This is a genomic window from Lentzea terrae (genome assembly GCF_003265345.1).
GTDB lineage: Bacteria > Actinomycetota > Actinomycetes > Mycobacteriales > Pseudonocardiaceae > Lentzea > Lentzea terrae.
Genome location: NZ_QFWW01000037.1, coordinates 183,363 through 210,119 on the forward strand (window position 1 = coordinate 183,363; position 26,757 = coordinate 210,119).

26 protein-coding genes, 2 tRNA genes and 1 pseudogene are annotated in these 26,757 nt (G+C 67.6%); 12 read left to right on the top strand and 17 right to left on the bottom strand.

Annotated elements, in window-relative coordinates; all coding sequences use genetic code 11:
- Nucleotides 1-300 precede the first annotated feature (300 nt).
- Complete coding sequence (crgA, locus tag DI276_RS46080) at nucleotides 301-567, top strand: cell division protein CrgA (RefSeq protein ID WP_065915483.1); 267 nt, start codon at nucleotides 301-303, stop codon at nucleotides 565-567.
- Between the two features lie 244 nt (nucleotides 568-811).
- Entirely contained in the window at nucleotides 812-1,207 is a 396-nt protein-coding gene (locus tag DI276_RS46085) for a PH domain-containing protein (RefSeq protein WP_232837377.1), read from the top strand.
- Here DI276_RS46085 and DI276_RS46090 read toward each other — a convergent pair.
- Both DI276_RS46090 and DI276_RS46095 read right to left on the bottom strand, forming a co-directional pair.
- Nucleotides 1,204-2,124 carry a rhomboid family intramembrane serine protease gene (locus DI276_RS46090; protein ID WP_232837378.1) on the bottom strand — a complete coding sequence of 307 codons (921 nt, stop codon included), beginning with the start codon at nucleotides 2,122-2,124 and terminating at the stop codon, nucleotides 1,204-1,206. The two genes, DI276_RS46085 and DI276_RS46090, sit on opposite strands and share 4 nt — an antisense overlap.
- The gene (locus DI276_RS46095; RefSeq protein ID WP_112276346.1) at nucleotides 2,121-2,669 is read right to left on the bottom strand and encodes a peptidylprolyl isomerase; all 549 of its coding nucleotides are present in this window, start codon (nucleotides 2,667-2,669) and stop codon (nucleotides 2,121-2,123) included. The genes DI276_RS46090 and DI276_RS46095 overlap by 4 nt, the downstream gene beginning before the upstream one ends.
- 94 nt (nucleotides 2,670-2,763) lie before the next feature.
- Here DI276_RS46095 and DI276_RS46100 point away from each other — a divergent pair, with 94 nt between their 5' ends.
- The gene (locus DI276_RS46100) at nucleotides 2,764-3,330 is read left to right on the top strand and encodes a hypothetical protein (RefSeq protein WP_112276127.1); all 567 of its coding nucleotides are present in this window, start codon (nucleotides 2,764-2,766) and stop codon (nucleotides 3,328-3,330) included.
- Between the two features lie 72 nt (nucleotides 3,331-3,402).
- Here DI276_RS46100 and DI276_RS46105 read toward each other — a convergent pair whose 3' ends face one another.
- From DI276_RS46105 to DI276_RS46115, 3 genes are all read right to left on the bottom strand, one after another.
- Nucleotides 3,403-6,033, bottom strand: a complete 2,631-nt coding sequence (locus tag DI276_RS46105; protein ID WP_112276129.1) for a hypothetical protein — start codon at nucleotides 6,031-6,033, stop codon at nucleotides 3,403-3,405.
- Nucleotides 6,034-6,157: 124 nt separating this feature from the next.
- The gene (locus DI276_RS46110; RefSeq protein ID WP_157985370.1) at nucleotides 6,158-6,856 is read right to left on the bottom strand and encodes a hypothetical protein; all 699 of its coding nucleotides are present in this window, start codon (nucleotides 6,854-6,856) and stop codon (nucleotides 6,158-6,160) included.
- Nucleotides 6,857-6,959: 103 nt separating this feature from the next.
- Complete coding sequence (locus DI276_RS46115; RefSeq protein ID WP_112276133.1) at nucleotides 6,960-7,493, bottom strand: DUF2020 domain-containing protein; 534 nt, start codon at nucleotides 7,491-7,493, stop codon at nucleotides 6,960-6,962.
- Nucleotides 7,494-7,586: 93 nt separating this feature from the next.
- On the opposite strand from DI276_RS46115, the gene DI276_RS46120 reads away from it, so the two are divergent.
- Nucleotides 7,587-7,982: a DoxX family protein gene (locus DI276_RS46120; RefSeq protein ID WP_112276135.1), complete on the top strand. Its 396-nt coding sequence runs from the start codon at nucleotides 7,587-7,589 to the stop codon at nucleotides 7,980-7,982.
- A gap of 80 nt (nucleotides 7,983-8,062) precedes the next feature.
- Here the strand turns inward: DI276_RS46120 and DI276_RS46125 are convergent.
- The 11 genes and pseudogenes from DI276_RS46125 to dnaA form a co-directional block, all read right to left on the bottom strand.
- Nucleotides 8,063-8,135, bottom strand: a tRNA-Ala gene (locus DI276_RS46125).
- A gap of 36 nt (nucleotides 8,136-8,171) precedes the next feature.
- A pseudogene (locus tag DI276_RS52840) lies at nucleotides 8,172-8,291 on the bottom strand (DLW-39 family protein); the annotation flags it as partial.
- A 185-nt stretch (nucleotides 8,292-8,476) separates the two neighbouring features.
- Nucleotides 8,477-8,550: transfer RNA gene (locus DI276_RS46130), tRNA-Ile, on the bottom strand.
- A gap of 73 nt (nucleotides 8,551-8,623) precedes the next feature.
- The gene (locus tag DI276_RS46135; RefSeq protein WP_408610644.1) at nucleotides 8,624-9,397 is read right to left on the bottom strand and encodes a DUF3566 domain-containing protein; all 774 of its coding nucleotides are present in this window, start codon (nucleotides 9,395-9,397) and stop codon (nucleotides 8,624-8,626) included.
- A 285-nt stretch (nucleotides 9,398-9,682) separates the two neighbouring features.
- Nucleotides 9,683-12,226, bottom strand: coding sequence for a DNA gyrase subunit A (gyrA, locus tag DI276_RS46140; RefSeq protein WP_112276137.1), 2,544 nt, complete (start codon nucleotides 12,224-12,226; stop codon nucleotides 9,683-9,685).
- A 55-nt stretch (nucleotides 12,227-12,281) separates the two neighbouring features.
- Nucleotides 12,282-14,249: a DNA topoisomerase (ATP-hydrolyzing) subunit B gene (gyrB, locus tag DI276_RS46145; RefSeq protein ID WP_112276139.1), complete on the bottom strand. Its 1,968-nt coding sequence runs from the start codon at nucleotides 14,247-14,249 to the stop codon at nucleotides 12,282-12,284.
- A gap of 227 nt (nucleotides 14,250-14,476) precedes the next feature.
- Complete coding sequence (locus DI276_RS46150) at nucleotides 14,477-15,010, bottom strand: DUF721 domain-containing protein (protein WP_112276141.1); 534 nt, start codon at nucleotides 15,008-15,010, stop codon at nucleotides 14,477-14,479.
- A gap of 106 nt (nucleotides 15,011-15,116) precedes the next feature.
- Entirely contained in the window at nucleotides 15,117-16,223 is a 1,107-nt protein-coding gene (recF, locus tag DI276_RS46155) for a DNA replication/repair protein RecF (RefSeq protein WP_112276143.1), read from the bottom strand.
- Nucleotides 16,224-16,226: 3 nt separating this feature from the next.
- Complete coding sequence (gene gnd, locus DI276_RS46160; RefSeq protein WP_112276145.1) at nucleotides 16,227-17,141, bottom strand: phosphogluconate dehydrogenase (NAD(+)-dependent, decarboxylating); 915 nt, start codon at nucleotides 17,139-17,141, stop codon at nucleotides 16,227-16,229.
- 42 nt (nucleotides 17,142-17,183) lie between these two features.
- Entirely contained in the window at nucleotides 17,184-18,308 is a 1,125-nt protein-coding gene (gene dnaN / locus DI276_RS46165; RefSeq protein ID WP_030465617.1) for a DNA polymerase III subunit beta, read from the bottom strand.
- Between the two features lie 660 nt (nucleotides 18,309-18,968).
- Nucleotides 18,969-20,564 carry a chromosomal replication initiator protein DnaA gene (gene dnaA / locus DI276_RS46170; RefSeq protein WP_112276147.1) on the bottom strand — a complete coding sequence of 532 codons (1,596 nt, stop codon included), beginning with the start codon at nucleotides 20,562-20,564 and terminating at the stop codon, nucleotides 18,969-18,971.
- Nucleotides 20,565-20,913: 349 nt separating this feature from the next.
- Between dnaA and rpmH the strand changes: the two genes are divergently transcribed.
- From rpmH to DI276_RS46195, 5 genes are all read left to right on the top strand, one after another.
- The gene (gene rpmH / locus DI276_RS46175) at nucleotides 20,914-21,057 is read left to right on the top strand and encodes a 50S ribosomal protein L34 (protein WP_030465619.1); all 144 of its coding nucleotides are present in this window, start codon (nucleotides 20,914-20,916) and stop codon (nucleotides 21,055-21,057) included.
- Nucleotides 21,058-21,131: 74 nt separating this feature from the next.
- A complete protein-coding gene (rnpA, locus tag DI276_RS46180) occupies nucleotides 21,132-21,425 on the top strand; it encodes a ribonuclease P protein component (protein WP_408610645.1) in 294 nt (97 codons plus the stop codon).
- On the top strand, nucleotides 21,422-21,679 hold the full coding sequence (gene yidD / locus DI276_RS46185; protein ID WP_030480223.1) for a membrane protein insertion efficiency factor YidD: 258 nt from the start codon (nucleotides 21,422-21,424) through the stop codon (nucleotides 21,677-21,679). The genes rnpA and yidD overlap by 4 nt, the downstream gene beginning before the upstream one ends.
- A 5-nt stretch (nucleotides 21,680-21,684) precedes the next feature.
- Complete coding sequence (gene yidC, locus DI276_RS46190; protein WP_112276151.1) at nucleotides 21,685-22,707, top strand: membrane protein insertase YidC; 1,023 nt, start codon at nucleotides 21,685-21,687, stop codon at nucleotides 22,705-22,707.
- Nucleotides 22,708-22,738: 31 nt separating this feature from the next.
- The gene (locus tag DI276_RS46195; RefSeq protein WP_198681316.1) at nucleotides 22,739-23,293 is read left to right on the top strand and encodes a Jag family protein; all 555 of its coding nucleotides are present in this window, start codon (nucleotides 22,739-22,741) and stop codon (nucleotides 23,291-23,293) included.
- Nucleotides 23,294-23,487: 194 nt separating this feature from the next.
- On the opposite strand, the gene DI276_RS46200 is transcribed toward DI276_RS46195, so the two are convergent.
- Nucleotides 23,488-23,946, bottom strand: coding sequence for a protein-tyrosine phosphatase family protein (locus tag DI276_RS46200; protein WP_112276352.1), 459 nt, complete (start codon nucleotides 23,944-23,946; stop codon nucleotides 23,488-23,490).
- Nucleotides 23,947-24,155: 209 nt separating this feature from the next.
- Between DI276_RS46200 and rsmG the strand changes: the two genes are divergently transcribed.
- The 3 genes from rsmG (at nucleotide 24,156) to DI276_RS46215 (ending at nucleotide 26,733) form a co-directional block, all read left to right on the top strand.
- Complete coding sequence (rsmG, locus tag DI276_RS46205; RefSeq protein ID WP_112276354.1) at nucleotides 24,156-24,803, top strand: 16S rRNA (guanine(527)-N(7))-methyltransferase RsmG; 648 nt, start codon at nucleotides 24,156-24,158, stop codon at nucleotides 24,801-24,803.
- A 95-nt stretch (nucleotides 24,804-24,898) separates the two neighbouring features.
- The gene (locus tag DI276_RS46210; RefSeq protein ID WP_112276153.1) at nucleotides 24,899-25,774 is read left to right on the top strand and encodes a ParA family protein; all 876 of its coding nucleotides are present in this window, start codon (nucleotides 24,899-24,901) and stop codon (nucleotides 25,772-25,774) included.
- Nucleotides 25,771-26,733, top strand: a complete 963-nt coding sequence (locus DI276_RS46215; protein ID WP_112276155.1) for a ParB/RepB/Spo0J family partition protein — start codon at nucleotides 25,771-25,773, stop codon at nucleotides 26,731-26,733. The genes DI276_RS46210 and DI276_RS46215 overlap by 4 nt, the downstream gene beginning before the upstream one ends.
- Nucleotides 26,734-26,757: the final 24 nt, after the last annotated feature.

Consider the following 26,757-nt stretch of genomic DNA (forward strand, 5'->3'; position numbering starts at 1 on the left):
CCGGACGGCGGCAGGCTGCCGGAGAAAGCGCTGGTGAACTGCGTCGCGTCGGGCGGTGGCACCGGGCGCGGCGACGGTGTGGCCCGCACGTGCTGCAGGTCATCACGACGGGGTGCAGGGCGCCGTGGAGGCGGCTGCTGCGGACCCGAGTTCACCTGAGAACCTCCGCGCGGACTGTGAACTGAAAACAACTGCGTCTGCCAGGTGGTTCGCTGACCACGTCCGCTACGTTAACGTGTTCCCTGAGTAGTGCACGTAAACTTGCGTCACTGAGGGATATCCACGTCAGGCGAGGACAGCATGCCCAAGTCCAAGGTCCGGAAGAAGGCGGTCTACACCGCACCGACTGACCGCCGCACGCCGGTCAAGGTCAAGGCAGCGGGACCGTCCCACCCGGTCTACGTCGTCATCATGCTCGGCTTCATGCTGCTGGGCCTCGCGTGGCTCGTCGTGAACTACATCGCGGCCGAGAAGATCCCGTTCATGCTCGAGCTGGGCGCGTGGAACTTCGCCATCGGCTTCGCACTGATGATCATCGGTCTCCTGATGACGATGCGCTGGCGGTAGCCACCGAGCGAGCGCAGCCGCTCACTGTTCGTCGAGGTCGGCCCGGACGTCACACGTCCGGGCCGACCTTTGTTATCGCCGGGTTCACCTGGTTCATCTGAGCGTCACCGAAGCACACGGCTGTAAGTCATCCCCATTGGGGACAAGTCCTGTGGACAACTTTGCGAGAAAATGCACAAGCGTCGGTTTCCCCTCACGGCGGAGCCGTTCAGTTGTCCACATTGAATGCGGGACACTCGACGGTGTGACTCGCACCTGGTCCACTCCCGCCCCGCTCGTCGCCGGCGCGTGGGTGCTCGCCCTCCTGCTCGCCGTCGCCACGATCCTCGCCGACGACAACGCCGGCCGGCTCCTCATCGGCCTGGCAACGTTGCTGGTCACGTACCTCGCGGCGTTCGCGACGATCGCCCGGCCGCGGCTGTCCGCCGACGCGAGCGGGCTGGCCGTGCGCGGGTTCGCGAACACCACGCACCTGCCGTGGCACGAGGTGAAGGTCAAGCTGCAGACCACCCGCCGGCTCGGCAGGGAACAGCAGACGTTGGAGCTCGACGCCGACGACCGTCTCGTGGTGCTCACGAAACTGGACCTCGGCGCCGATCCGGAAGAAGTCGCGGGAGTCCTGCACGCCCTGCGGCCCTAATTCGGGCGGCACGTCCTGGAAATCTCGGAGATGACCTCAACCGCCGTGTCGAGCTCGGTGGCACGCAACCAGAACATGCCGGCGAGCAGCACGACTGCCGCCACCACGGCGGCGATCTGGTAGAGGTTGCGGTTCTCCCGAGGCGCCCTCACCATCGCGAGCGTCAGCAGGCCGCCGATCACGAACCCGCCGAGGTGCCCGAGCAGCGAGGCGTTGGTGAAGAGGTTCGACACCAGGTTGATCCCGACCACCACGACGATCGTCGAGATGTCCCGCCGCTGGCGTTTCCACAGGATGAGCAGCGCACCCATCAGGCCGAACACCGCACCGGACGCGCCGGCGAGCTGCTGGCAGACCGTGCCGAAGTAGAACGCCGCCGCGCTGCCGCCGAACAGCGACAGGAAGTACACGGCGCTGAACCGGAGCTTGCCCAGTTCCCGTTCGACGTGCTGGCCCACGACGTAGAGCACCGCCATGTTGAGCGCCAGGTGAATCAGCCCGAAGTGCATGAAGCCCGATGTGAGGATCCGCCACCACTCACCCTGCGCGGTGAGCTCGGGAATCATCGACGTCGCCTCGAACCAACCCGACCGGGAGTTGTTCATCGGACTGCCGGACTGGAAGACGGTCACCACGTACGCCAGCACGTTGAGGGCGATCAGCACCGGCGTGATGATCACGCGGTCCGACACCTGCGCGCCCACGAGCGTGCGAGCAGAACGAACCGAGCGCTTGCCCTCGTTCACGCAGTCGACGCACTGCATGCCGACCGCGGCGTCGCGCAGACAGTCCGGACAGGCCGGACGGTCGCACCTGGTGCAGCGCAGCCGGGTGGGCCGATCGGAATGACGTGCGCAGACCGGCGTTTCCGGCTGTGCTCCGATCGGCCCTTCCGGTGGCACAAGTGCGTCGCTCACGCGCGTTCGATCGTGATCCGCTCGATCTTGATGTCGTTGACCGGACGGTCGCCCGCACCGGTCGTGGTGTTGCCGATCGCGTCGACGACGTCGCGCGACTCCTGGTCCGCGACCTCACCGAAGATCGTGTGCTTGAAGTTCAGCCACGTCGTCGGCGCCACGGTGATGAAGAACTGCGAGCCGTTGGTGTTCGGCCCGGCGTTCGCCATCGCGAGGATGTACGGCTTGTTGAACTGCAGGTCCGAGGTGAACTCGTCCTGGAAGCGGTAGCCGGGGCCACCGCGGCCGGTGCCGGTCGGGTCGCCGGTCTGGAGCATGAAGCCGGCGATCACGCGGTGGAACAGGGTGCCGTCGTAGAACGGACCCGATTTGGTGCCGCTCGCGTTCGCCTCGGTGTAGTCCCTGGTGCCCTCGGCGAGCCCGACGAAGTTCGCCACCGTCTTGGGGGCGTGGTCGGGGAACAGGTTGAGGCGAATGTCGCCCTGCGTGGTGTGCAGGGTCGCCGTCACCTTGGTCCCGACGAAGGATTCGTTGCTGTCAGCCACCACCCCATCGTGCCATCCACGGGCGGTGATGTTCAGAAAGGGGCACGATGGGTACCTCTATGACATAACCGGACGACAACGTGTGGAGCACAGAATGGACGAGGTGGACGTCATGACCCGTGCCGGCGAGTCCGTTGGCAAGGCTGTCGGCACCGGTCTGAAGGCCGCGCGTCAGGGTGTCGTTCGCGCTGGTCATGCCGCCGAGGTGAAGCTCGCGGAGCGCGGGATCACGGCTGACCAGGTACGCGGCGCGCTCGTCGAGCGGGCCGACACGCTCATGGGCAAGGCTGAGGACTGGGAGAAGCAGACCCGCCGTTCTCGCAAGCGCCTCGCCAAGAAGAGCGCGAAGACGCGCGCTGACCTCATGAGCAAGGCCGAAGAAGTGCGCAAGGAAGTCAAGAAGGCAGCGAAGCACGCGCGCAAGGACGCCAAGTCCCGCGCCAAGGAGATCCGCAAGGCCGCGGCGAAGATGGGTGCGGACGCACCGAAGCGCCGCCGCTGGCCGTGGGTGATGGGTCTGCTGATCGCGGCCGCAGTTGCCGGCTACGTCGCAATGACGCGCAGGCCGGAAGAGGTCCACCTGCAGGACGAGGAGCAGGCCCCGTTGCCGGAGCCCGTCCTCAACGGGCAGGTGCCGACCCAGAAGGAACCCGTCAAGTAGGTCGCGGAACAGCAGAACGGGTGGTCTTCCGTCTGGAAGACCACCCGTTCGCGTGTTCGGTCAGCTAGCTGGTCAGACCGCCAGCGGCAGCGTGCCGGTGACCGTGCTGAGGTCGCTCACGGAGCCGAGGTTGTTCACCTGGCTGAACGACGGCACGTCGGTGGCGCCCATCAGGCCGTCGGCGAACGACAGGTCGAACGGCAGCGAGCGGGTCAGCGACTTGTCCTCGTCCTCCGGGCTCGGGTCCAGGTAGGTCACGTCGGTGAGCGCCTGGCCCAGCACCTCGACCGGCAGGTCGTAGAGCAGCACGTTGCCGGAGAGCGGCACGTCCATGATCCGGCCCGACAGGTTGCTGCCCTCGGGAGCCGTGGAGTGCTTGCCGCTCGCGACGGCAGCGGTGAACGTCTCGGCGGTGGCGGTGGCGTTGCCCGCCGCCGCGACCGCGACGCTGACGGCCTTCACGACCGCCGGCACGTGGGCACCGATGCTGTTGCCGGCGACCGAACCGTCCTCGGAGGTCGTGGTGTCGTCGCCACCCGCCATCGCGACGGTCTTGTCGTGCGCGCACACCAGTGCCTGGCCGCCCAGCGAGCCCGCGAGGGACACGACCTGCACGACCGGCGCGGCGTCGGCGCGGACGATGTTGCCCGACGCCGAACCACCGTCGCCGTGGGTCTCGCGCGCACCACCGGCGCCCGAGAAGGTGTCGACGGCGGCGTGCGACTCGGCGATGCCGGGAGCAGCCGCGGCCACACCGAAGACCTCGGCCACACCGGCCCAGGCGACCGGGACGATGTTGCCGGAGAGCGACCCGTCCGTGCCGTCGGTCTCCTGCTCACCACCGGCGACGTGGTTCACGACGCCCTCGTGGTCGGCGAACGCGTTGCCGCCGACCGTGCCCGCGATGCCCGCCGGGTTGACGATGGGCTGGGTGACGGCGCCCTCGACGAGGTTGCCCGACAGCGAGCCGCGGTTGCCGTTGGAGACCGCGTCCCCACCAGCGACGAAGTTGGCGAGCTGGGTGCCTTCGGCCTTGGCGTAGCCGAGCACGGACAGCGCGTTGTCGGCCATCAGGAACGACGCGACGACCGGCACGTTGGCGACGTTGCTCGCCGCGGTGCTGCCCTCGGGGGTGCCGTCCGGCGTGCCCGCGACGGTGTCTCCACCGACCGTGACGTACTTGACCGACTCCGGCGCCTTGGCGGTCGCCATGCCGCCCACGGTGTAGGCCTGGCCGACGGCGTTCGCGGCGGCGACGACCGGCGCCTGCGCGATGTTGCCGCCGAGCACCGAGCCGGTGCCCTTGGTCTCCAGCGGCCCACCAGCGGTGATGTGCTGCTCACTCGCGGCGTGCGAATGCGCCTGGCCGGCGACCGAGAACGCGTTCGAGAACGCCTCGGCGAGCAGCGCGACCGGCACGGACGCGATGTTGCCGCCCAGCGTGCTGTCCTCACCGGTGGTCTCGACGGAGCCGCCCGAGATCATCGTGTTGGTCTCGTCGTACTGCGCCGACGCGTTGCCGAGGACGGCCGCCGAGGTGCTGGTGAGACCGTGCGGCAGCGTGACGGGCACCTGCACGACCTGGCCGGAGCCGGCACTCTCCGCGCCACCGGTCTTGATCGGGCCGGGGCTCGCGGTCGACAGCTTGGTCTTCGAGCCGCTCGCGTCCGCGTTGCCGCCGACGGTGACCGCGTCACCGCACAGCTCGCAGGGCAGGGCCAGCGTCGGCTGCGCGACCAGGCCGGACAGCACGCCGCGGCGGCCCTCGGTGAGGACGTACTCGCCACCGGTGCGCGAGGGCAGCGGCGTACCGACCTCGGCGATGCCGGTGTCGTGCGAGTGCGACGACGTGTTGCCCACGAGGTTGTAGGAACCGGCGTTCAGGCCGACCGGGTGGCCGTGCGAGAAGTCGGCGATGGTGCCGCCGCCGACGCTCTCCGTGCCGTCGGACTTGAGCCCGCCGTCGATGCGCCCGATGTCGGTGGTGCAGCCGTCGGTCTCAGCGGTGCCGAGGCCTGCGATGGCGTTGTTGTTGAAGCCGACCGGCAGGGACTGGCGGACCGCGGCGATGATGCCGTTCAGCGTGCCCTTGCGGCCGCTGGTCTCCCAGTCGCCGCCACCGTGGATCGCCATGAGCGCGCTGTTCTGCGTCTTGGCGGTGGCGCCGATGCCGATCGCGTTGCCGGTGATCTGGGTGGGCACGTACCCGGTGATGCCGGCGATGATGCCGGTCAGCGTGCCGTTGTCGCCGTTGGTCGTGATGGCGTTCGGGCGGTGGTACCAGTACTCGGACTCGTTCGTCGTCTCGACGTCGCCGAGGATGCCGATGGCGTTGCCCGAGATGTCGATCGGCACCATGCCGTCGACGGGGATGGTGGTGCCGCTCAGCGGGTGTCCGGGCGGGAGCACCTTCAGCGGCGGCACCAGCTTGCCCAGCGGGCCGGTCTTGATCTTCTCGTTGTGGATCGGCGGCGGCGCGATCTCGCCGAGCGGAGTGCCGATCTTGTTGTTCGCCGCGTGGATCGGAACGTCCACGCCGGGCCCGCTGAGCAGGCCGGCCGGCGCCGCGCCGTCCACGGGAACGTGGGGCTGCGGCGGGCAGGTCGCGTCACAGCCGCCGGCGTTCGCGACGCCGGTGCCGAGAGCGATCATTCCTCCGGTAACCAGTGCGGCTTGGATGCCGCGCTTGGCCCAGATGCGCATTGCTACTCCTGTTCGGGGGGATTTCTGTGCGAGGGGTCGCAACTGCGCGGTTCGACGGCGCTGAGAAGACGCTGACCGAGGGGGTGCGAAGCCTCAACGGGCTTCCGCGAACCGCGCGCTCGGATCAGTCGGGGGTGCGACCGGGCTGCTGCCCGACCCGCACCGACATGACGCGGACGACAGACGTCCAAATGCGGCACGCCAGCTGACCGGACTCGGTCGTGCGCATGGCGTGGCAGGTGCCGTTGAGCTCACCTCGGCGAGGAACGACTGGCGAAGAGTCGTTCCCCTGTCCGTTGGAGGCGCTCGACAACGGCAGCGTCGACGCCGCTTCCGACACGATGACGTCGGAACCGGCCGATGAGGGAAGAACCGGTTCGGTGCTGAACCGGAGAACCGGCGTGCTCGACGCCGGCTGTGCCGCGTGGTGCTCGGTCAGGCCCAGGCGGGACCTGACCGGTGCGACGACGTCGCCGTGCCGGAGATCGACCGGCGACGCGAGCGGCAGGTCGGTGGCGAACTCCTGGAGCAGCGCGAGGCCGGTGTCCAGCGAGATCGGCACGACCGGCGCGGGCACGAGATCGCGCCCGGCGTGGAGCACCCGGTCCGGAAGCTCGTCCGCCTTCGTCGCGTCCTTGACCGAGCTGATCACAGTGGTGGTCGTGGTCGCGGTGACGGTCACACCGTCCTCGATCACGTCCGCCCACGCGGGTGCGGACGTGATGACCGCCGCGGCAATGGCACCTCCGACGACCAGCAACGCACGGCGAAGAAGCCGCGGTAGGCGGCTGTCCTTCCCCGTTTGCCGGTCTTCGGCGCGCACAAAGCCCTCACTGCAGATCAGTTGACGATCTACAGCATGTACGCCGAACGGCCCAACGGTGCGCCAAAACCGCTTTGATCACCGCAACGAGTGATCAAATTCTTCAGATCTTGAGGTTGCCGATCGCGGTCTCGGCGATCCGCCTGGCCTTGATCGACTGCTTCTGATTGCTCGTGACGACCACCGCGGCCTCGCCCTTTGAGACGGCGTAGACGACACCGGTGTCGCTGCTGACGTACCCTCCGGTCCACCCGGTGGGTGAGCTCGCCGGCTGAGAACCGTCCGGCGCGGCCTCGTTCACGATCTTCTTGGCGATCCGCTCGTCACCCACGTACACCCGCACGGTCAACTGGACCTCAGTTGCCGTGGCGTAGAAGAAGCACGCGGGGTGGGGCTCGTCCGTTGACAGTTTCACCTTGGGCACGCGCTGCCCGTTCGCCTCGGCCACGAACGTCGTCGCGAGGTACGGGCAGGCGCCGTCCTTCGCGGGCTGCGGCGCGGGCGGCACTGTCGGAGCCGCGCTGGTCGTGGTGGTGACCTGCTTGGTCTGGGTCGTGGGCACCGGCACGTTCTGGGCGACATCGGTGCCGCACGCGGCGAGTACGCCGAGCAGGGGCAGCAACAGTGCTCGTTTCATAGGGGCAACAGTCAACCAGACCGCGAAGGCGCCTCAAGCGGCAGAGTCTGTGATCGTTCAACTTCTTCGCCCTGCCCGGAAGGACCATCCGCCATGCAGTTTCTGGAGCAAAGACGTGACCAGGCCTTGGCCCTGTTCCGGATCGTGATCGGCCTGCTCTTCTTGATCCACGGCGTCCAGAAGATCATGAAGGGAACCCCGCTGCTGTCCTGGCCAGGCGGCCCGATGAGCCTCATCGAGCTGATCGGCGGCGGGCTCATCCTCATCGGCCTGTGGACGCGGTGGGCCGCGTTCATCAGTTCCGGCGCCATGGCCTACGCGTACTTCGTAGTGCACCAGCCGAAGGGTGTCCTACCGATCGCGAACGGCGGCGAGCTCGCGGCGATCTACTCGTGGGCGTTCCTGCTGCTCGTGTTCACGGGTGCCGGCGCTTGGAGCATCGACGCACTTCGTCAGTCCGCGAAGAAGAAATCTCTGGCCAACGCCTGAGCGTCACTGAGCGGAGTTCGCCGGAAACACACTGAAGCCCTGTTCGCTACGGCGGCGAACAGGGCTTCAGTGAAAGCGGATGGAGACGAGGGGAATCGAACCCCTAACCCCCGCCTTGCAAAGGCGGTGCTCTGCCAATTGAGCTACGTCCCCATGGATCTGGGGCGGCTCGAGCCGCCCGCCAGATCAGTCGGTGGGAGCGGTGGCCTCGCGCCACAGGTCCGCGTCGGCCTTGGCCGAACGGCTGCGCTTCACGAAGAACAGGACCGCACCGGCAACCACGACGAGTGCGATGATCTTCTTAGCCACTTCGAATCCCTCCCAAGACCGCTGACGCACGACCCCACTACGCTACAGGATTCCGAGCGATGATGATGGGGGTCCGGGGGCTTGCCCCCGGCAGGGGGTCTGGGGGCTTGGCCCCCAGAGAAAAAGGACGATGATTCGGCAATCGGTCGGCGCATTCCGCCGACATAGATATCCGCCGAATCGAGTGGGCCTAGGAGGACTTGAACCTCCGACCTCTTCATTATCAGTGAAGCGCTCTAACCGCCTGAGCTATAGGCCCTCGATCAACTGTCGCCCCTCGGGGCGACGAGGAGAACCTTACAGGATCGTCCTCGCCGCTCCCAAATCGGGGGTCACTCCCTCTCAGAGAGGGTGAGTTCCAAGCCACCAGCCAAGTCTGCCGACACGTTGTAGACGAACGCACCCACGGTCGCGAGGGCCGTGAAGAGCACGATGTTGACCGCGCCGATGATCGCCGAGACGCCGAACACGCGGCCGGCACTGATCAACGGTTCGCCCGGCTCGTTGGCCTGGAGCAGGTCGTTCGCGGTGCTGTTGATCTTGTCCCAGACGCCCATGCCGTGCAGCACGCCGTAGAGCACGCCGACCGCCACGAGCCAGACGAAGAACAGCGCGACGCCGAGCACCAGCGCGAGCTTGAGCACCGACCACGGGTCGACGCGCTTCACCTGCAGCGAGGCGCGGCGCGGACCGCGGCCGGGGCGGCGGGCCGACGGGGTGGCGGCGGCGGGACGGGCACTGCCGCCCATGTTCACCGACGTGCGGCTGCTGCCCAGGCCTGCTGGCACGGCCGAGCCCGTGACCACGGGCTTCTGCACCTTGACGGTGTCCGGGTCGGTCTGCGGGAAGGCCGGTGCCTGCTCGGACGACGGCACGGGCGGCGCGGCCGGAGCCACGTACGCCTGGGTCGAGTCCTGCTGGCCGGCCTCCGTGTCGTTCGTCACGCGCTGCCAGGGCGGCGGTGCGGCTACGACGACCGGCTCCTCGGTGACGGCGGCAACCGGCACGACCGGCTCGGCGGCGGGCGCCGGAGTAGGCGTTTGCGCCGGAGCAGACGTTTGCGTCGGAGCAGACGTTTGCGCCGGCTTCGAGGCGGGCGTGTCGATCGAGACCGTCTTCTGCTCGGCCGCAGCCGGGGCAGGAGCAGCGGGAGTCTCGGGAGCAGCGGCCGGTGCGGCGGCTTCTGCCGCCTTTTCGGCCTGCACAGGCTTGGTCTTGTCCTGCGCGTTCCCACCCGAGGAACCGGAGGCCGACGGCGCGGCCGCCTCCGCCTTCTCCGCAGCCTTCTGGGGAGTCGGCTTGGTGATCACCGCGGTCTTGTCCGCGTCCCGACCTTCGCGGTTCTCGGGGGGAGTCACGAGCTGTCCTTAGCCTCTCGCTAGCAATTCCGACTACTCAGCCGAGTCGGTGGGGGTGACTGCCTGGTCGGCGGCAGAGTCCTCCGCGGCAGACGTCTCACCGTTAGTGACGTCGCTGGGCTCGTCCGCGTTGCGTGCGACAGCGATCAAAGTGGTGCTTTCGCCGAGGTTCATCAGCCGCACCCCCTTCGTCTGCCGTCCGGCCTTGCGCACCTGCTCGGCTCGGGTCCTGATGACCCCACCGGTCGAGGTGATGGCGTAGAGCTCGTCGTCGATGTCGACGATGAGCGCGCCCACCAGCCTGCCACGTCGGCGGTCGTGCTGAATGGTCAGCACACCCTTGCCGCCGCGCCCCTGGACCGGGTAGTCCTCGATCGGCGTCCGCTTCGAGTACCCACCGTCCGTCGCGACCAAAACGAACAGGCCCTCCTGGACGACGCCCACCGAGAGCAGCTCGTCGTCGGCGTTGAACCGCATGCCCTGCACACCTGACGTGGCACGACCCATCGGGCGCAGCACGTCGTCGGTCGCGTGGAAGCGGATCGACTGGCCGTCCGCGGACACCATCAGCAGGTCGTCGTCTGCCGAGCAGAGCACGGCACCGACCAGCTCGTCGTCCTCGCGCAAGTTGATGCCGATAAGTCCACCCGATCGGTTGGAATCGAAGTCGGAGAGCTTCGACTTCTTCACCAGACCCTTGCGGGTGGCGAGCACGAGGTACGGCGACACCTCGTAGTTCTTGATCTGGATGACCTGTGCGATCTCCTCGTCCGGCTGGAACGCGAGGAGGTTCGCCACGTGCTGGCCGCGCGCGTTGCGGTTGGCCTCGGGCAGCTCGTACGCCTTCGTGCGGTACACGCGGCCCTTGTTCGTGAAGAACAGGATCCAGTCGTGCGTCGAGCACACGAAGAAGTGGGCGACGATGTCGTCCTGCTTGAGCTGGGCGCCCTGCACGCCCTTACCGCCGCGCTTCTGCGCCCGGTAGAGGTCGGTCTTGGTGCGCTTCGCGTAGCCGGTGCGGGTGATCGTGACCACCACGTCCTCGACCGCGATCAGGTCCTCCATGGACACGTCGCCGTCGAACGGGATGATCTTCGTGCGGCGGTCGTCGCCGAACTTCTCCACGATCGCCGTGAGCTCGTCGCGCACGATCTTGCGCTGCCGCTCCGGCTTTTCGAGGATGTCCTTGAGGTCCGCGATCTCCAGCTCGATCTCGGCCAACTGGTCGATGATCTTCTGGCGCTCCAGGGCGGCCAGCCGGCGGAGCTGCATCTCCAGGATCGCATTGGCCTGGATCTCGTCGACGTCGAGGAGCTCCATCAGGCCCGTGCGCGCGATGTCCGGCGTCTCGGACCGGCGGATCAACGCGATGACGGCGTCGAGCTGGTCGAGCGCCTTCACCAAACCGCGCAGGATGTGCGCGCGCTCTTCGGCCTTGCGCAGGCGGAACCTGGTCCGCCGCTGGATGACCTCGATCTGGTGCTTCACGTAGTGCCGGATCATCTGGTCGATCCGCAGCGTGCGCGGCACACCGTCGACCAGCGCCAGCATGTTCACGCCGAACGAGTACTGCAGCTGGGTGTGCTTGTAGAGGTTGTTCAGCACGACCTTCGCCACCGCGTCGCGCTTGAGCGTGATCACGATGCGCATGCCGATGCGGCGGTTCGACTCGTCCGCGATGTTCGCGATGCCGGTGAGCTTGGCGTCGCGCACCAGCGCGGCGATGTTCTCGACCAGGTTGTCCGGGTTCACCTGGTACGGCAGCTCGGTGACGACCAGGATCGTGCGGCCCTTGGCGTCCTCGTCCATCTCGACGACCGCGCGCATGCGGACCGAGCCGCGGCCGGTGCGATACGCGTCCTCAATGCCGGAGGTGCCGAGGATCTGGCCGTACGTCGGGAAGTCCGGGCCCTTGATCCGGGCGATCATCGCCTCGAGGGTCTCCTCGTCGGAGGCCTCGTAGTTGTCCAGCGCCCACACCACCGCGTCCGCCACCTCGCGGAGGTTGTGCGGCGGGATGTTGGTCGCCATGCCGACCGCGATGCCCGAGCTGCCGTTGATCAGCAGGTTCGGGATGCGCGACGGGAGGACGACCGGCTCCTGGATGCGGCCGTCGTAGTTGTCGCGGAAGTCGACGGTCTCTTCCTCGATGTCGGCCAGCATGTGCATGGCCAACGGGGAGAGCCGGCACTCCGTGTACCGCATGGCGGCGGCGGGGTCGTTGCCCGGCGAGCCGAAGTTGCCCTGGCCCTGGATCAACGGGTAGCGCAGCGCCCACGGCTGGGCGAGACGCACCAGCGCGTCGTAGATCGCCGAGTCGCCGTGCGGGTGGTAGTTGCCCATCACGTCGCCGACGACGCGCGCGCACTTGTTGAAGCCGCGGTCGGGACGGAAGCCGGAGTCGAACATCGAGTACAGGACGCGGACGTGCACGGGCTTCAACCCGTCACGGACATCCGGCAGTGCACGACCCACGATGACGGACATCGCGTAGTTGATGTACGAGGTCTGCATCTCCTGCTGGATCTCGACCGGCTCGATGCGGTCGTGGTCCGGCGGCAGAGTCGTCTCGGTCACTGGTCTCTTTCCTTCTCGCCGGTAACGCCAGGGTGCCTAGGTGCCAAGACCGGACTCAGATGTCCAGGAACTTGATGCTCTTGGCGTTGCGGGTGATGAACGAACGGCGTGCCTCGACGTCCTCGCCCATGAGCACGCTGAACAGCTCGTCGGCGGTGGCCGCGTCGTCCATGGTGACCTGCCGCAGGATCCGGTTCGCCGGGTCCATCGTGGTCTCCCACAGCTCCTCGGCGTTCATCTCGCCAAGACCCTTGTACCGCTGGATGTTGTCGTCCTTGCCGAGCCTCTTGCCGGCCTCGATGCCCGCCTTGATCACGGCGTCGCGCTCCCGGTCGGAGTAGACGTACTCCGGCTCTGCGCGCTGCCACTTGATCTTGTAGAGCGGCGGCTGCGCGAGGTACACGTGGTTGTGCTCGATGAGCGGCTGCATGAAGCGGAACAGCAGCGTGAGCAGCAGCGTGCGGATGTGCTGGCCGTCGACGTCGGCGTCGGCCATCAGCACGATCTTGTGGTAGCGCAGCTTCGACAGGTCGAACTCGTCGTGGATGCCCGTGCCCAGCGCGGTGATCAGCGACTGGACCTCGGTGTTCTTGAGGACGCGGTCGATCCGCGCCTTCTCGACGTTGATGATCTTGCCGCGGATCGGCAGGATCGCCTGGTACATCGAGTCGCGGCCTTCCTTGGCCGAACCGCCGGCGGAGTCACCCTCGACGATGTAGAGCTCGCAGCGCTCCGGCTCGGTCGAGCGGCAGTCCTTCAGCTTGCCCGGCAGGCCGCCGATGTCCAGCGCGCCCTTGCGGCGCACCAGCTCGCGGGCCTTGCGGGCGGCAATGCGGGCCTGCGCCGACGACACCGACTTGGTGACGATCGTCTTGGCCTCGTTGGGGTGGCGCTCGAACCAGTCGGCCAGGTGCTCGTTCGTCGACTTCTGCACGAACGACTTGGCCTCGCTGTTGCCCAGCTTGGTCTTCGTCTGGCCCTCGAACTGGGGCTCCTTCAACTTCACCGAGATGATCGCGGCGAGACCCTCGCGGATGTCGTCACCGGTGAGGTTGGCGTCCTTCTCCTTCAACAACTTCTTCTCGCGCGCGTACTCGTTGACGACACGCGTCAACGCGGCGCGGAAGCCCTCTTCGTGCGTGCCGCCCTCGTGCGTGTTGATCGTGTTCGCGAAGGTGTAGACCGAGGCCGTGTAGCCGGTGTTCCACTGCATCGCGACCTCGACCTGGAGGTCCTCGCCCTGCGCCTCGAAGCCGATCACCTTCTGGTGCACGGCGTCGCGGGTGTGGTTGATGTGGCGGACGAAGTCCTCCAGACCACCGGGGTAGTGGTAGACGCGCTCCTTCACCGCGGCCTTGTGGCCCTCGGCGTCGGCTTCCTCGTCCTCCTCCGAGACCCGCTCGTCGCGCAGGATGATCGTGATCCCCTTGTTGAGGAACGCCATCTCCTGCAGGCGGCGCGCGATCGTCTCGACGTTGTACTCGGTGGTCTCGAAGATCTCCGGGTCGGCCCAGAACGTGACCGAGGTGCCGGTCTCGGTCGTCGGCGCGCCCTTCTCCAGCGGCGTCGGCTTCGCGTTCTCGTAGCGCTGGGTCCACGTGAAACCCTTGTGCCTGATCTCCAGGTCGACAGCCGTGGACAGCGCGTTGACCACCGAGATGCCGACGCCGTGCAGACCGCCGGACACCGCGTACGAGTCGCTGTCGAACTTGCCGCCCGCGTGCAGCTTGGTCATGACGACCTCGACGGTCGGGATGCCCTCGACCGGGTGGATGTCGGTCGGGATGCCACGCCCGTCGTCGATCACCCGGATGCCGCCGTTGGCCAGCAGGGTGACGTCGACTGTCGTCGCGAACCCGGCCATCGCCTCGTCGACCGAGTTGTCCACAACCTCCTGGACCAGGTGGTGCAGACCGCGCTCGCCGGTCGAGCCGATGTACATGCCCGGCCTCTTGCGCACTGCCTCGAGCCCCTCGAGGACAGTGATCGAGGACGCGCCGTACTCATTCTTCTTAGCTGACACGGGCCTGGAGTCTCCTCGCTGATGCAGGCATCGCCCGCACGTTGTGGGTGACGCTCCCCGTGATTCTACCGGGGCACCCCGACAGAACGGGGTCAAGGACACCTTTGATTCGGTCACAGAGCGCCTCAAGAAGCGCAAGACGGGTCAGGACGGCTGAAACAGGGGTTCAAATCCGCAGGTGAACGCTCATTGCGCCGCAGAACGGCCGCTGAGCCCTTGACAGGACCTCACCCGTAGGTGTCACGCGGACCGCGCCCAGGCGCGTGCCTGGGGCCGTGTCGCCAGCTGGGAGCGTCCGGCCCCTTGATCTTGAGCCGTTTCACGACGCCGTGACCGATGCCCGCGGCGATCCGCTTCAGCAGGTCGCGCTGCAACAGGCGCAGCTGAGTGGCCCACGCCGTCGACGACGCCTGGACCGTCAGTTCCCCGTCACTGAGAGCAATCGGTTTCGCGTGCTCGGCGACGTCCTCGCCTACTAATTTTGCCCAACGGGCGAAGACCTGGCCACCCTGGAGTTGCTCGACCCAGCCCCGGTCGGCGGCGAGCCGCGACGCGATCCGACCGATCGTCTGGGGGTCGCGGTCGTCCGGTCCAGGCCCCGACCACCGGCGCCGGCGGCGGTTGGCAGGACGGCCCTTCGACTTGCTGCCGGGGGTGCGTCCGCGCGCTTTCGCGCTCGCCTTCGCGGCCTCGAGAGCGGCCCGCGCGAGGTCAGAACCCCTCAGTGGCTCACCCTCAGGTGTGAATGAACCTGTGGACAAGTCCGGATTTGTGACGGAGTTATCCACACCATCCACAGACTTGTCCCCAGATGTGTGGGCGGACACACCCGATCGAGCTACATCTTGGGGATCTGGAGCCTGTGCGTCAGACACGTCGGACCTCCCCGCCACTGACCTCATACCGGGCACCGCTCAGCTCGTCGGGAACGTCCTCCGCCACCGCCGCCGTGATCAGCACCTGTTCGGCGGCGGCCGCGACCTTCGCCAGCTGCTGCCGCCGGCCGCGGTCGAGCTCCGCGAAGACATCGTCCAGCACGAGCACCGGTTCGATGCCGTCGACACGCATCAGCTCGTAGCCGCCGAGCCGCAAAGCGAGCGCGAACGACCATGACTCTCCGTGACTGGCGTAACCCTTCGCGGGGAGCTCACCGAGCGTGAGTTCGAGGTCGTCGCGGTGCGGGCCGACGAGGCACACCCCGCGTTCGATCTCCTGCCGCCGCACCCGGTCGAGCTCGGCCAGCAACAGGTCCTCGATGCTCTCCTCGTCCTCCGGAAGTTCGCCGACGCTCGACCGGTACGAGATGAGCGCCGGCCGTGACTCCGGAGCGACCTCCGCGTAGGCCGAGGTCACGTGGCCCGCCATGTCGCGGACCAGCTTCATCCGCGCGGCCAGCAGCTCCGCGCCGTACTTGGCGAGATGCCCGTCCCAGACGTCGAGCGTCGAGAGGTCCGCCGACCGTGAATGCTTCACCGTCTTCAACAACGCGCTGCGCTGCTTGAGGACACGGTCGTAGTCGCTGCGCACGCCCGCGAACCGCGGCGCGCGCAACACCAGCATCTCGTCGAGGAACCGCCGCCGGTCGCTCGGATCGCCGCGCACAAGAGAGAGGTCCTCCGGTGCGAACAACACAGTGCGCAGAATCCCGAGCACGTCACGCGTCCGCGGCACCGGACCGCGGTTGATCCGCGCCCGGTTCGACTTGCCCGCCGTGATCTCGAGCTCCACGAGCAGCTCGCGGTCGTCGTTGACCACGGCCGCCCGCACGACGGCGCGCTGCGCACCGTGCCGGATCAGCGGTGCATCCGTGGCGACGCGGTGCGAACCCAGCGTCGCCACGTACCCGATCGCCTCGACCAGGTTCGTCTTGCCCTGACCGTTGCGCCCGACGAGCACCGACACGCCGGGTTCGAACGCCACGTCCGCGAGCTCCCACGACCGGAAGTCGCTGACCTGGAGATGTCTGACGTGCACCCGCTAGCCCTGGGTGCTGCCCGAACCGGACGACGGACCCGCGAGGTGCACCGAGTGGCCACCGAACTGGTTGCGCAGCGCAGCGACGGCACGCATCGCCGGCGAGTCCTCCTGCCGGGAGGTGAACCGCGCGAACAGCGCGGCGGAGATCACCGGGAGCGGCACCGCGTTGTTGATGCCCTCCTCAACGGTCCACCGGCCTTCACCGGAGTCCTCGACGTAACCGCGAAGATCGTCGAGCTCCGGGTCCGACTCCAGCGCACGCACCAGCAGGTCGAGCAACCACGACCGCACCACGGTTCCGCGCTGCCAGGCCGAGATCACCGCGGGCACGTTGTCCACGACGTCGGTCTTGTCGAGCAGTTCGAAGCCCTCGGCGTACGCCTGCATCAGGCCGTACTCGATGCCGTTGTGCACCATCTTCGAGTAGTGGCCGGCGCCGACCTTGCCCGCGTGCGCGAAACCTTCCTCGCGCGGACCTTCCGGACGCAGGGCGTCGAAGATCGGCATCGCCTGCTCGACGTGGGCGGCGTCGCCACCGACCATCAGCGCGTAGCCGTTGTCGAGCCCCCACACGCCACCGGACACGCCGCAGTCGAGGTAGCCGATCTCCTTCTCCGCCAACAGATCCGCGTGAATCTTGTCGTCGGTGAACTTGGAGTTGCCGCCGTCGATCACGAGGTCGCCAGGCTGCAGCAGCTCGGACAGCTCCTGCACCGTGGCACGGGTGATCTCGCCGGCGGGCACCATGACCCACACCACGCGCGGCGCTTCGAGCTTGGAAACCATGTCCGCCAACGACTCCGAGTCGCTGACCTCCGGGTTGCGGTCGTAGCCGATCACCTCGTGACCGGCCCGACGCACCCGCTCGCGCATGTTGAAACCCATCTTGCCGAGGCCGACGAGTCCGAGCTGCACGGTGTTCTCCCCTAAACGTTTCTCGTTACCCGGTAAGAGGTTTTAGCCGGGCAGGCGAACGGGCATCAGGAGGTACAGGTAGCCCGGCGCCACGTTCCCATCCTCGTCCACCGGCTTGAGCAGCGCCGGTCGGCTGGGTGTGGTGAAGGACAAGTGGACACGGGGCGTGCGCACCGCTCCGAGACCGTCGAGGAGGTACCCGGGGTTGAACGCGATCGTGACCGCGTCGCCGGTGTACTCGACCGGCAGCTCTTCCTCGGCCGAACCCTCGTCGTCGCCACCGGCGGACAGGCGCAGGCCGCCGTCCACGAACTCGAGCCGCACCTGCGTGCCGCGCTCGGCGACCAGCGACACGCGCTTGATCGCCTGGACGAGCGTGTCGACCTCGATGATCGCCGCGGCCGAGTGCTCGGTCGGCAGCAACTGGCGGTACTTCGGGAAGTCCGCGTCGAGCAGGCGGGTCGTCGTGCGCTTGCCGGAACCGGACAGGCCGAGCAGTCCGTCGTTCGCCGCGAGCGACATCTCGACCTTGCCGCCGGACGAGCCGAGCGTCTTGGCGGCGTCGCCGAGCGTGCGAGCCGGGACGAGCACCGCGACCTCGCCGAGGGACGCGTCCGGCTCCCACGGGAACTCGCGCATCGCGAGGCGGAAGCGGTCGGTGGCGACGAGGGTCAGCTTGCCCTCGCCGATCTCGACGCGCACACCGGTCAGCATCGGGAGCGTGTCGTCCTTGCCGGCCGCGACGGCGACCTGGCCGACCGCCTCGCCGAAGACCTCGCCGGGCAGCTCACCGATCAACTGCGGCATCGACGGCAGCGCCGGGTAGTCCTCGACCGGCATCGTCGGAAGGCTGAACCTGGCGCTCCCGCAGCTGATCATCATCCGCGCGCCGTCGACCGCGATCTCGACCGGGTGGTTCGGCAGCGCCTTGGTGATGTCGGCGAGCAGCCGACCGGAGACCAGCGCGCGGCCGCCGTCGGCGATCGTCGCCGGAACACCGACCTGAGCCGAGACCTCGTAGTCGAATCCCGAGACCGTCAGCGAATCGTCCGACTCCGCGTCGAGCAGCACGCCGCCCAGCACGGGAACCGGCGGACGGGACGGAAGGCTGCGAGCGACCCAGGCGACAGCGTCGGCGAGGCCGTCGCGTTCGACGCGGATCTTCATGAGGCGTCCTTTCCTCGACAGTCGACAAGCCCAACCACGACAACGTGCCAGTGGGGGTTAGGGAGCCTCGACCCTCGGCTGACCCGAGGTGCGGAGCAACCACGTTAGAGCGTCCTGGCCCTTCCCGTCACTTCGGGGTTCGGGCACCGATCCCCGGGAGCTGTCCCCCGCTGTTTTGCTTTGAAGTTCTTCCTGGAAAAGATCCAACAGCAGTAACAGTAAGGGCTGTGGATTGTGTGGACTGGTGCTAAACCCGCAGGTCGGGACACGGTCGTCCATGTGGACTAAGGGGGGATGGCACCCGGGGACAGATCGGCGCACCCGGGGACAGCCAGTTGTGCACAGCTCTCGATCCACAGATCGTCCACAGTTGTCCCCGGGTGCGTCCCCGGGTGCGGGGCAGTTGTACCCGGGTGTTCAACAGGCTTCTGTGGCCAGATCGTGGCCTGGGTCTCACAACTTTCTAGTTGTCCCCACCCCTTCGAGTGCGGCGGGTGAACAGTAAGCCCCTCCGCGTGGCCGAACACCCCTCGACTCCACCCGGGTTCGAGCGCGCGCGTACGGCCCGTGCGGCGGCCGCGTGCCGTCGGGTCCCGTTGTGTGCGAACAAAAAGAAGGGGCCCTCCGCGGTGGAGGACCCCTCGTCGTACCCGGGTTGGATCAGGGAGCGTGGCGAGCACGCTGCTTGATCCGCGACGTCAGTTCCTGGACCTGGTCGTAGATCCGCCGGCGCTCCGCCATCTCCTTGCGGATCTTCTTGTCCGCGTGCATCACCGTCGTGTGGTCGCGGCCGCCGAACGTCTGGCCGATCTTCGGCAGCGACAGGTCCGTCAGCTCTCGGCAGAGGTACATGGAGATCTGCCGCGCCTGGGCGAGCGCCTTCGTCTTACCCGGGCCGCACAGGTCGTCGATCGTGACGCCGAAGAACTCGGCGGTGACCGCCATGATCGTCGGCGCGGTGATCTCCGGCGCGTGCGAGTCGGGGATCAGGTCGCGCAGGACGATCTCGGCGAGCTGGACGTCGACCGGCTGGCGGTTGAGCGACGCGAACGCCGTGACGCGGATGAGCGCGCCCTCGAGCTCGCGGATGTTCCGCTCTATCCGGGCGGCGATGAACTCGAGCACCTCGGCCGGTGCCGCGAGCCGGTCCTGCGCCGCCTTCTTGCGGAGGATCGCGATCCGGGTCTCGAGCTCCGGCGGCTGGATGTCCGTGATCAGACCCCACTCGAACCGCGTGCGCAGGCGGTCTTCCAGCGTCTCCAGCCGCTTGGGCGGCCGGTCGCTCGACACCACGATCTGCTTGTTCGTGTTGTGGAGCGTGTTGAACGTGTGGAAGAACTCCTCCTGCGTGCCTTCCTTGCCCTCCAGGAACTGGATGTCGTCGACGAGCAGCACGTCGATGTCCCGGTAGCGGCGCTGGAAGGCGACCTTGCGGTCGTCGCGCAGCGAGTTGATGAAGTCGTTGGTGAACTCCTCGGTCGACACGTACCGCACGCGCATGCCGGGGAACAGGCGCTGGGCGTAGTGCCCGACGGCGTGCAGCAGGTGCGTCTTGCCGAGACCGCTCTCACCCCAGATGAAGAGCGGGTTGTATGCACGGGCGGGAGCCTCGGCCACGGCGACGGCCGCGGCGTGCGCGAAGCGGTTCGAGGCGCCGATGACGAACGTGTCGAAGTTGTACTTCTCGTTCAGCCGGGTCTGCGACGGCGACGGGTTCGCGGGCCTCGTGTACGGGAGGTTCCCGTTGGGCGTCGCGGCGCCGGCCGTGTTCGCGGTGTTGAACGTCGGCCAGATCTCGGTGACGGCGGCGAGCGCGTCGCCGGCTTCGTCGACCTCTTCCGAGTCCGTGCCTTCCGTTGCTGTATCAGCGTTTGTCGCAACAACGGCGACAGCGTCCTCGACGATCACGGACCCGGGCGTGTCGCCGTTCGGGATGCCCGGCACCGCTGGAACGGCCTGCACCGGGATGGGCGTGGTCGGCGGGCTCACCGGTTCCGGCGAGTCGACCTTCACCGCGAGGGAGACCGTGCGGCCGAGCCTGCGGGAGAGAGCGGCGGTGATCGGGTCGCGCAGTGCGCGTTCGATCGCCTCTTTCGCGAAGTCGCTCGGCGCCGCGAGCAGGGCCGTTCCGTCCAGCAAACCGATGGGACGGGTGACCCTCATCCACGCGCGCTGCTGAGGGGACAGGTGGCTCGTGGCGAGCTCCTGCACCACCTCGGCCCACACGAGACCAAGATCGACCTGCTGGTTCGACACCTCCGCGCTCCCCTCCCCTCCACCGGAGCCCATGACTCCACACGTGGACACGGAGAATAGAGGCATCCACAGAGTTATCCACAACTGTGCACTAAACGGTGCGTTGTGTTGCCGGTACGGTGGCGGCTCCCTCGCCAGCTCCGGCATGCGCGAGGGAAGAACGGTAACAAGGGCTGGCACGCCTCACAAGACGTGGTGTCGGCCACCCCGATTTGGTCGCCGCACCCGGGGGTGCGTACCCTCGTACGAGTCTCCCGCTTGCGACGGGCGCCTTTCGCGCGCCTACGTCCACTGCCGTCGGGGACAACCACATGGCTTTGTCAGCAGTGAAGCAACGGGAGAACCGACCGTGAGCAAGGGTAAGCGCACCTTCCAGCCCAACAACCGCCGCCGCGCGAAGACGCACGGCTTCCGGCTGCGCATGCGGACCCGTGCCGGCCGCGCCATTCTGGCCGCGCGCCGCAGCAAGGGCCGTGCCACGCTGTCCGCCTGATCGCGGCTGGTAAGCGCAGCGTCGTCGTGCTACCACCGGCCGCCCGGCTCACCCGCAGCCAGGACTTCGGCCTGGTGGTCCGCCGAGGCCGCCGCGCCGGACGACCCCGGTTGGTCGTCCACGCCTTGACGCCTGACGTGCCCACCTTGGATTCGTCCAAGGTGGGCTTCGTCGTGAGCAAGGCAGTTGGCAACTCGGTGGTCCGCCACCGCGTCTACCGGCGACTTCGCCACGTCGTGCGCCCGTGCCTCGCAGACATGCCGCCGGGAACTCTCGTCGTGGTCCGGGCGTTGGCACCAGCAGCCGAGGCGTCGAGCTCGGAGCTCGCCGCCGACTTCTCCTCTGCTCTGCGCAAGGTGCTGCGATGACCACGTTGCCAGCGAAGGTCGCGCTGCTGCCGGTGCACTTCTACCGGAAGTTCATCTCACCGCTGCTGCCGCCGACTTGTCGCTTCTACCCGAGCTGCAGCGCGTACGCGGTGGAAGCCCTGACCGTCCACGGTGCGTTGCGAGGAACTTGGCTGACGATCCGCCGGTTGCTGCGCTGCGGACCCTGGCACCCTGGAGGCCTGGACCCCGTTCCGCCGAGGCGGCAGGTCCCCGACGTATCCACCGAGGAGTAGCTCCCGTGCTCAACTTCATCTACTACCCGGTGTCCTTCATCTTGTGGTGTTGGCACTGGGTGTTCGGCAAGGTCTTCGGTGAGTCGAGCGGCTTCGCCTGGGCGCTGGCCGTCATCTTCCTGGTCTTCACCCTCCGCGCCATCCTCTTCAAGCCGTTCGTCGGCCAGGTGCGCTCCATGCGAAAGATGCAGGAGTTCGCGCCGGAGATGCAGAAGATCAAGAAGAAGTACCCGAACGACCGCCAGCGCCAGGCACAGGAGATGCAGAAGCTCCAGTCCGAGCACGGCGTGAACCCGCTCGGCGGCTGCCTGCCCATGCTGGTGCAGATCCCGGTGTTCATCGGTCTGTTCCACGTGCTGCGCTCGTTCAAGCCCGGCTGGGGCGAGGTCTACTTCTTCGACAAGCAGGGCGTCGACTCGTTCGTCAACGCCAAGCTCTTCGGCACCAACCTCTCGACGTTCATCACGATGCCGTCCGACCAGCTGGCCCAGTACGGCACCGAGCGCCTGAACGTCATCCTGCTGTCCGTGCCGCTGATGATCGTGGCGTCCATCGCGACCCACTTCACGGCCCGCCACTCGGTCGCCCGCCAGAACCAGGCCGCGCTGGACAACCCGCAGACGGCCATCATGAACAAGCTGACGCTCTGGATCTTCCCGCTGGGCGTCCTCGCCGGTGGCTTCTTCTTCCCCGTCGCGATCCTGCTGTACTGGCTGTCCAACAACGCGTGGACCCTCGGCCAGCAGCACATCGTCTACAAGCGCATCGACTCCGAGGAAGAGGAGAAGAAGGCCACCGTCGTCGAGACGCGTCAGGCCCTCGCGCCGAAGCCGGGAGCCAAGCCGATCAACCCGAAGAAGCCCGCGCCAGGCGCCAAGCCGGCCAACGGGGCCAAGCGCATGCCGACCGCGGGCCCCGGCGGCCCGTCCTCGTCGGGTGCCGACAACGGCAGCCCCAACACCGAGATTCCCGGCCTGACCCCAGGCCGATCCACCAGCAAGAAGCCGGGCAGCAAGAAGCGCCGCTGATTTCGGGCGTTTGCCCCGGAGAGGAGACATCGTGTCGGAGACCTTGCAGGCGACCGACGACGTGGAGGCGTCGTCGCCGGCCGAGGCCGAGGCCGCGGCTGAGCCGTCGCAGAGCAAGACCGAGGACCTGCTCGTCCAGGAAGGCGACATCGCCGGCGACTACCTCGAGCGTCTGCTGGACCTGCTCGACTACGACGGCGACATCGACCTGGACGTGGAAGGCGGCCGTGCCGTCGTCAGCATCGACGGCGGCGAGGACCTGTCCAAGCTCGTCGGTCCGCGCGGCAACGTCCTCGAATCGCTCCAGGAACTCACCCGCCTGGCCGTGCAGCAGGAGACGGGCGTCCGCTCCCGCCTGATGCTCGACATCGCCCAGTGGCGAGCGGGCCGTCGCGCGGAGCTGGCCGAGCTCGGCCGCTCCACCGCCGAGAAGGTGCTGGCTTCCGGCGAGCGCGCCCGGCTGCACCCGATGACGCCGTTCGAGCGCAAGGTCGTCCACGACGCCGTCGCCTCGATCGCGGGTGTGCACAGCGAGAGCGAGGGTGAGGAGCCGCAGCGGCGGGTCATCATCTTCCCCAAGCCCTGACGGGTTCGAGCTTCACCTCACGGCCCCTGGTTGCGGTTGGAACCAGGGGCCGTTTGCTTTGCCTGGACGGTGGGTGGGGTTGTCGGGCTTGAGAGGCTTGGGCTGCGAGTGAGGCGCCTGGGCAGGTGGTGGGGCGAGCCGAGGCGAGGCCAAGACTGACTCGGCGCGGGGCGAGTAGACCTGGCGGCGGCTCATCACTGTTCCACGTGAAACCGACCATCCCGAGAAGCCCACCAAGAGGCCAGCCACTCCTCCTGCGCCGCAGTGTCCGGCACCGGCAACCCACGCGCCGTCGAGATGAGCGACCAAGCATCCGCGGGCTCCACCCCATCCATCCCCAACATCAACGCCGCCAACAACGACGAGCGTCCGATCCCGGCCCAGCAGTGGAACACCACGTGCGCCCCCGCTCGGTACAGCTCGTAGACCGACGCGACCGGCGAGACCACCTCCAGTCCGAGCGGCGCCGTTCGGTCCTCGATCGGGATGCAGAAGAACTGAAGACCGGCAGCGGTGGCCATCCGTTCCTCGTCGACGAGGTCGCACTCGACCCGTTCACTGTCGGTCTGGGCGGACACCAAAACGTCGACACCGAGCCGCCGTAGGCCGCGTAGCTTCCGGTCCAGGAACACGCCGCCGGCTGGATGAGCCATCGTCGAGACGGTGCCGGGACCCGTGTGAGTCACCGTGTAGATGGTTGGACGCAACTTTCCCCCAAGTTTCACGTGAAACGGCGCTCAGGATTTGGCGGAGCGCACGGTCGATCCGTCATGATGGTGCCCTGGCATTCGCCAGCTTTTCCACCGGCCGCCGGAACGTCGCCGCCGCGTGGTTTCACGTGAAACGCTCACGGACGGAGAACATGGCCGGGGAGTTGCCCGACAACGCGAAGCTCGTCTTCGGTGAGCACGTCGACCGTGCCGCCGGGTTCGTTCGACTCCTGGAGGAGTACGGCGTCGAGCGTGGCCTCATTGGGCCTCGCGAGGTCGAGAAGATTTGGGAACGGCACGTGCTCAACTCGGCGGTGATCGAGGAGCTGTTCAAACAGAACGAGCGCGTGGTCGACGTGGGCTCGGGTGCGGGACTGCCGGGGGTGCCGCTGGCGATCGCACGGCCCGACCTGAGGATCACGCTCCTGGAGCCGATGGCGCGGAGGATCGCCTGGCTCGAGGAGGTGAAGGAACGGCTCGCGCTCGACAACGTGACGGTCCTGCGGGGCCGCGCGGAGGAAGGGCCGATCCGCGCCCAGCTCAAGAACTGCGACGTGGTGACTGCCCGGGCAGTGGCTCCGTTGGAGAAGCTGGCGAAGTGGTGCCTTCCGCTCCTCAAGGGTGGCGGGCGGATGGTCGCGCTCAAGGGTGAGCGCGCGCAGGAAGAGCTCGACCGCGACGGGGCCGCCGTGGCGCGCATGGGGGGCGTCAACGGCGAGGTTGTTGTCGTGGGAGCGGATGTACTTGAGGTGCCGACGACGGTGCTGATCGTTGAGCGCCAGACCAGGAGGGATCGGTGAGCGTGTACCCGGAGTTTCAGGCAGCCGATGTTCCACGTGAAACCGAGTCCCCCAAACCCAAAGCAAAGCCGACCAACAACGGAGATGACAGCGCCGTGGTGTGGACCCCGATTGCAGAAGAGGCGGCTCGTGCGGCAAGCGTGCTGCACCCCGACGAGTCAATGCTCCCCCGACCTACGCACCGGCGGGTCATCACCGTCGCCAACCAGAAGGGTGGCGTCGGCAAGACGACGAGCACGGTCAACCTCGCCGCAGCTCTCGCCATCCACGGGCTCAAGACGCTCGTGATCGACCTCGACCCGCAGGGCAACGCCAGCACGGCGCTCGCGGTCGAGCACCGCAGCGGCACGCCGAGCGTCTACGAGGTGCTCATCGGCGAGATCTCCATCGCCGAGGCGGCTCAGGTCAGTCCGACGTCCCCGAACCTCTACTGCGTCCCGGCCACCATCGACCTCGCCGGCGCCGAGATCGAGCTCGTCTCGATGGTCGCCCGTGAGTCGCGGCTCAAGGAAGCGCTGAGCCCGGAGGCGCTCGACGCGCTGCAGCCCGACTACGTCTTCATCGACTGCCCGCCGAGCCTCGGCCTGCTGACCGTCAACGCGATGGTCGCGGCCCAGGAGGTGCTCATCCCGATCCAGTGCGAGTACTACGCGCTGGAGGGACTGAGCCAGCTGCTGCGCAACATCGAGCTCGTGCAGCAGCACCTCAACCCGGACCTCGGCATCTCCACGATCCTCCTCACGATGTACGACGGCCGGACCAAGCTCGCCGACCAGGTGACCAGCGAGGTGCGCGGCCACTTCGGCGACACGGTGCTGAAGACCGTCATTCCGCGCAGCGTGAAGGTCTCCGAGGCACCAGGATTCGGCCAGACGGTGTTGACGTACGACCCCGGCTCGCGGGGGTCGATGAGCTACCTCGACGCCGCCAAGGAGATCGCGATCCGCGGGGCCAAGGAGGAGGGCGCATGACGGAGCAGCGCAAGGGCGGACTCGGGCGCGGCCTGGCCGCGTTGATCCCGCAGGGTCCTCCGCCCGGTGCGCCCAGCACCATCCGGCCCGCCGCGGCCGGCAACGGGGCGGCGGCGAAGGCCCAGCCGGTCGGCGAGGTGGCGGGTGCGGTCTACCGCGAGGTCGCGGTCACCGCGATCAAGACCAACCCGAAGCAGCCGCGCCAGGTGTTCGACCAGGACGCGATCGACGAGCTGTCGTTCTCCATCAAGGAGTTCGGGCTCATGCAGCCGATCGTGGTCCGGGAGCTCGGAAACGAGACCTACGAGCTCGTCATGGGCGAGCGCCGGTGGCGGGCCACGCAGCAGGCCGGGCTCAAGACGATCCCAGCGATCGTGCGGCAGACCGCCGACGACGTGATGCTGCGCGACGCGTTGTTGGAGAACATCCACCGCGTCCAGCTGAACCCGCTCGAAGAGGCGGCGGCGTACCAGCAGCTGCTTGAAGAGTTCGGTGTCACGCACGAGCAGCTCGCGGACCGCATCGGCCGCAGCCGCCCGGTCGTCACGAACACGATCCGCCTCCTCAAGCTCCCCCTCCCCGTGCAGCGGCGGGTCGCGGCAGGCGTGCTCAGCGCGGGTCACGCCAGGGCGTTGCTCGGTCTCGACGACGCCGGCATGCAGGAGGACCTGGCTGCCAAGATCGTCGCGGAGGGCATGTCGGTCCGCGCGACCGAGGAAGCGGTGACGCTCGCCAAGAACGAGAAGCCGAAGAAGGAGAAGGCCGCCCCGCGCAAGCAGATGCACGCGCCCGGTCTGCAGGAGCTCGCCGAGCGCCTCTCCGACAACTTCGACACCCGCGTGAAGGTCGAACTCGGGCAGCGAAAGGGCCGGATCGTCGTCGAATTCGGGTCAGTTGACGATCTTGAACGGATCATCGGACTGATGAGCCCAGAAGCGACAATTCGGACATCGGAGTAGGCCCATAGGATCACCCACGGGTCT

What these genes read in the sequence shown, in the direction of transcription:
- crgA (WP_065915483.1), top strand. Translation starts at nt 301, where the DNA reads ATGCCCAAGTCCAAGGTCCGGAAGAAGGCGGTCTACACCGCACCGACT.
- DI276_RS46100 (WP_112276127.1), top strand. Translation starts at nt 2,764, where the DNA reads ATGGACGAGGTGGACGTCATGACCCGTGCCGGCGAGTCCGTTGGCAAG.
- DI276_RS46105 (WP_112276129.1), bottom strand. Translation starts at nt 6,033, where the DNA reads ATGCGCATCTGGGCCAAGCGCGGCATCCAAGCCGCACTGGTTACCGGA.
- DI276_RS46115 (WP_112276133.1), bottom strand. Translation starts at nt 7,493, where the DNA reads ATGAAACGAGCACTGTTGCTGCCCCTGCTCGGCGTACTCGCCGCGTGC.
- DI276_RS46120 (WP_112276135.1), top strand. Translation starts at nt 7,587, where the DNA reads ATGCAGTTTCTGGAGCAAAGACGTGACCAGGCCTTGGCCCTGTTCCGG.
- dnaN (WP_030465617.1), bottom strand. Translation starts at nt 18,308, where the DNA reads ATGAAGATCCGCGTCGAACGCGACGGCCTCGCCGACGCTGTCGCCTGG.
- yidD (WP_030480223.1), top strand. Translation starts at nt 21,422, where the DNA reads ATGACCACGTTGCCAGCGAAGGTCGCGCTGCTGCCGGTGCACTTCTAC.
- DI276_RS46200 (WP_112276352.1), bottom strand. Translation starts at nt 23,946, where the DNA reads ATGGCTCATCCAGCCGGCGGCGTGTTCCTGGACCGGAAGCTACGCGGC.
- rsmG (WP_112276354.1), top strand. Translation starts at nt 24,156, where the DNA reads ATGGCCGGGGAGTTGCCCGACAACGCGAAGCTCGTCTTCGGTGAGCAC.
- DI276_RS46215 (WP_112276155.1), top strand. Translation starts at nt 25,771, where the DNA reads ATGACGGAGCAGCGCAAGGGCGGACTCGGGCGCGGCCTGGCCGCGTTG.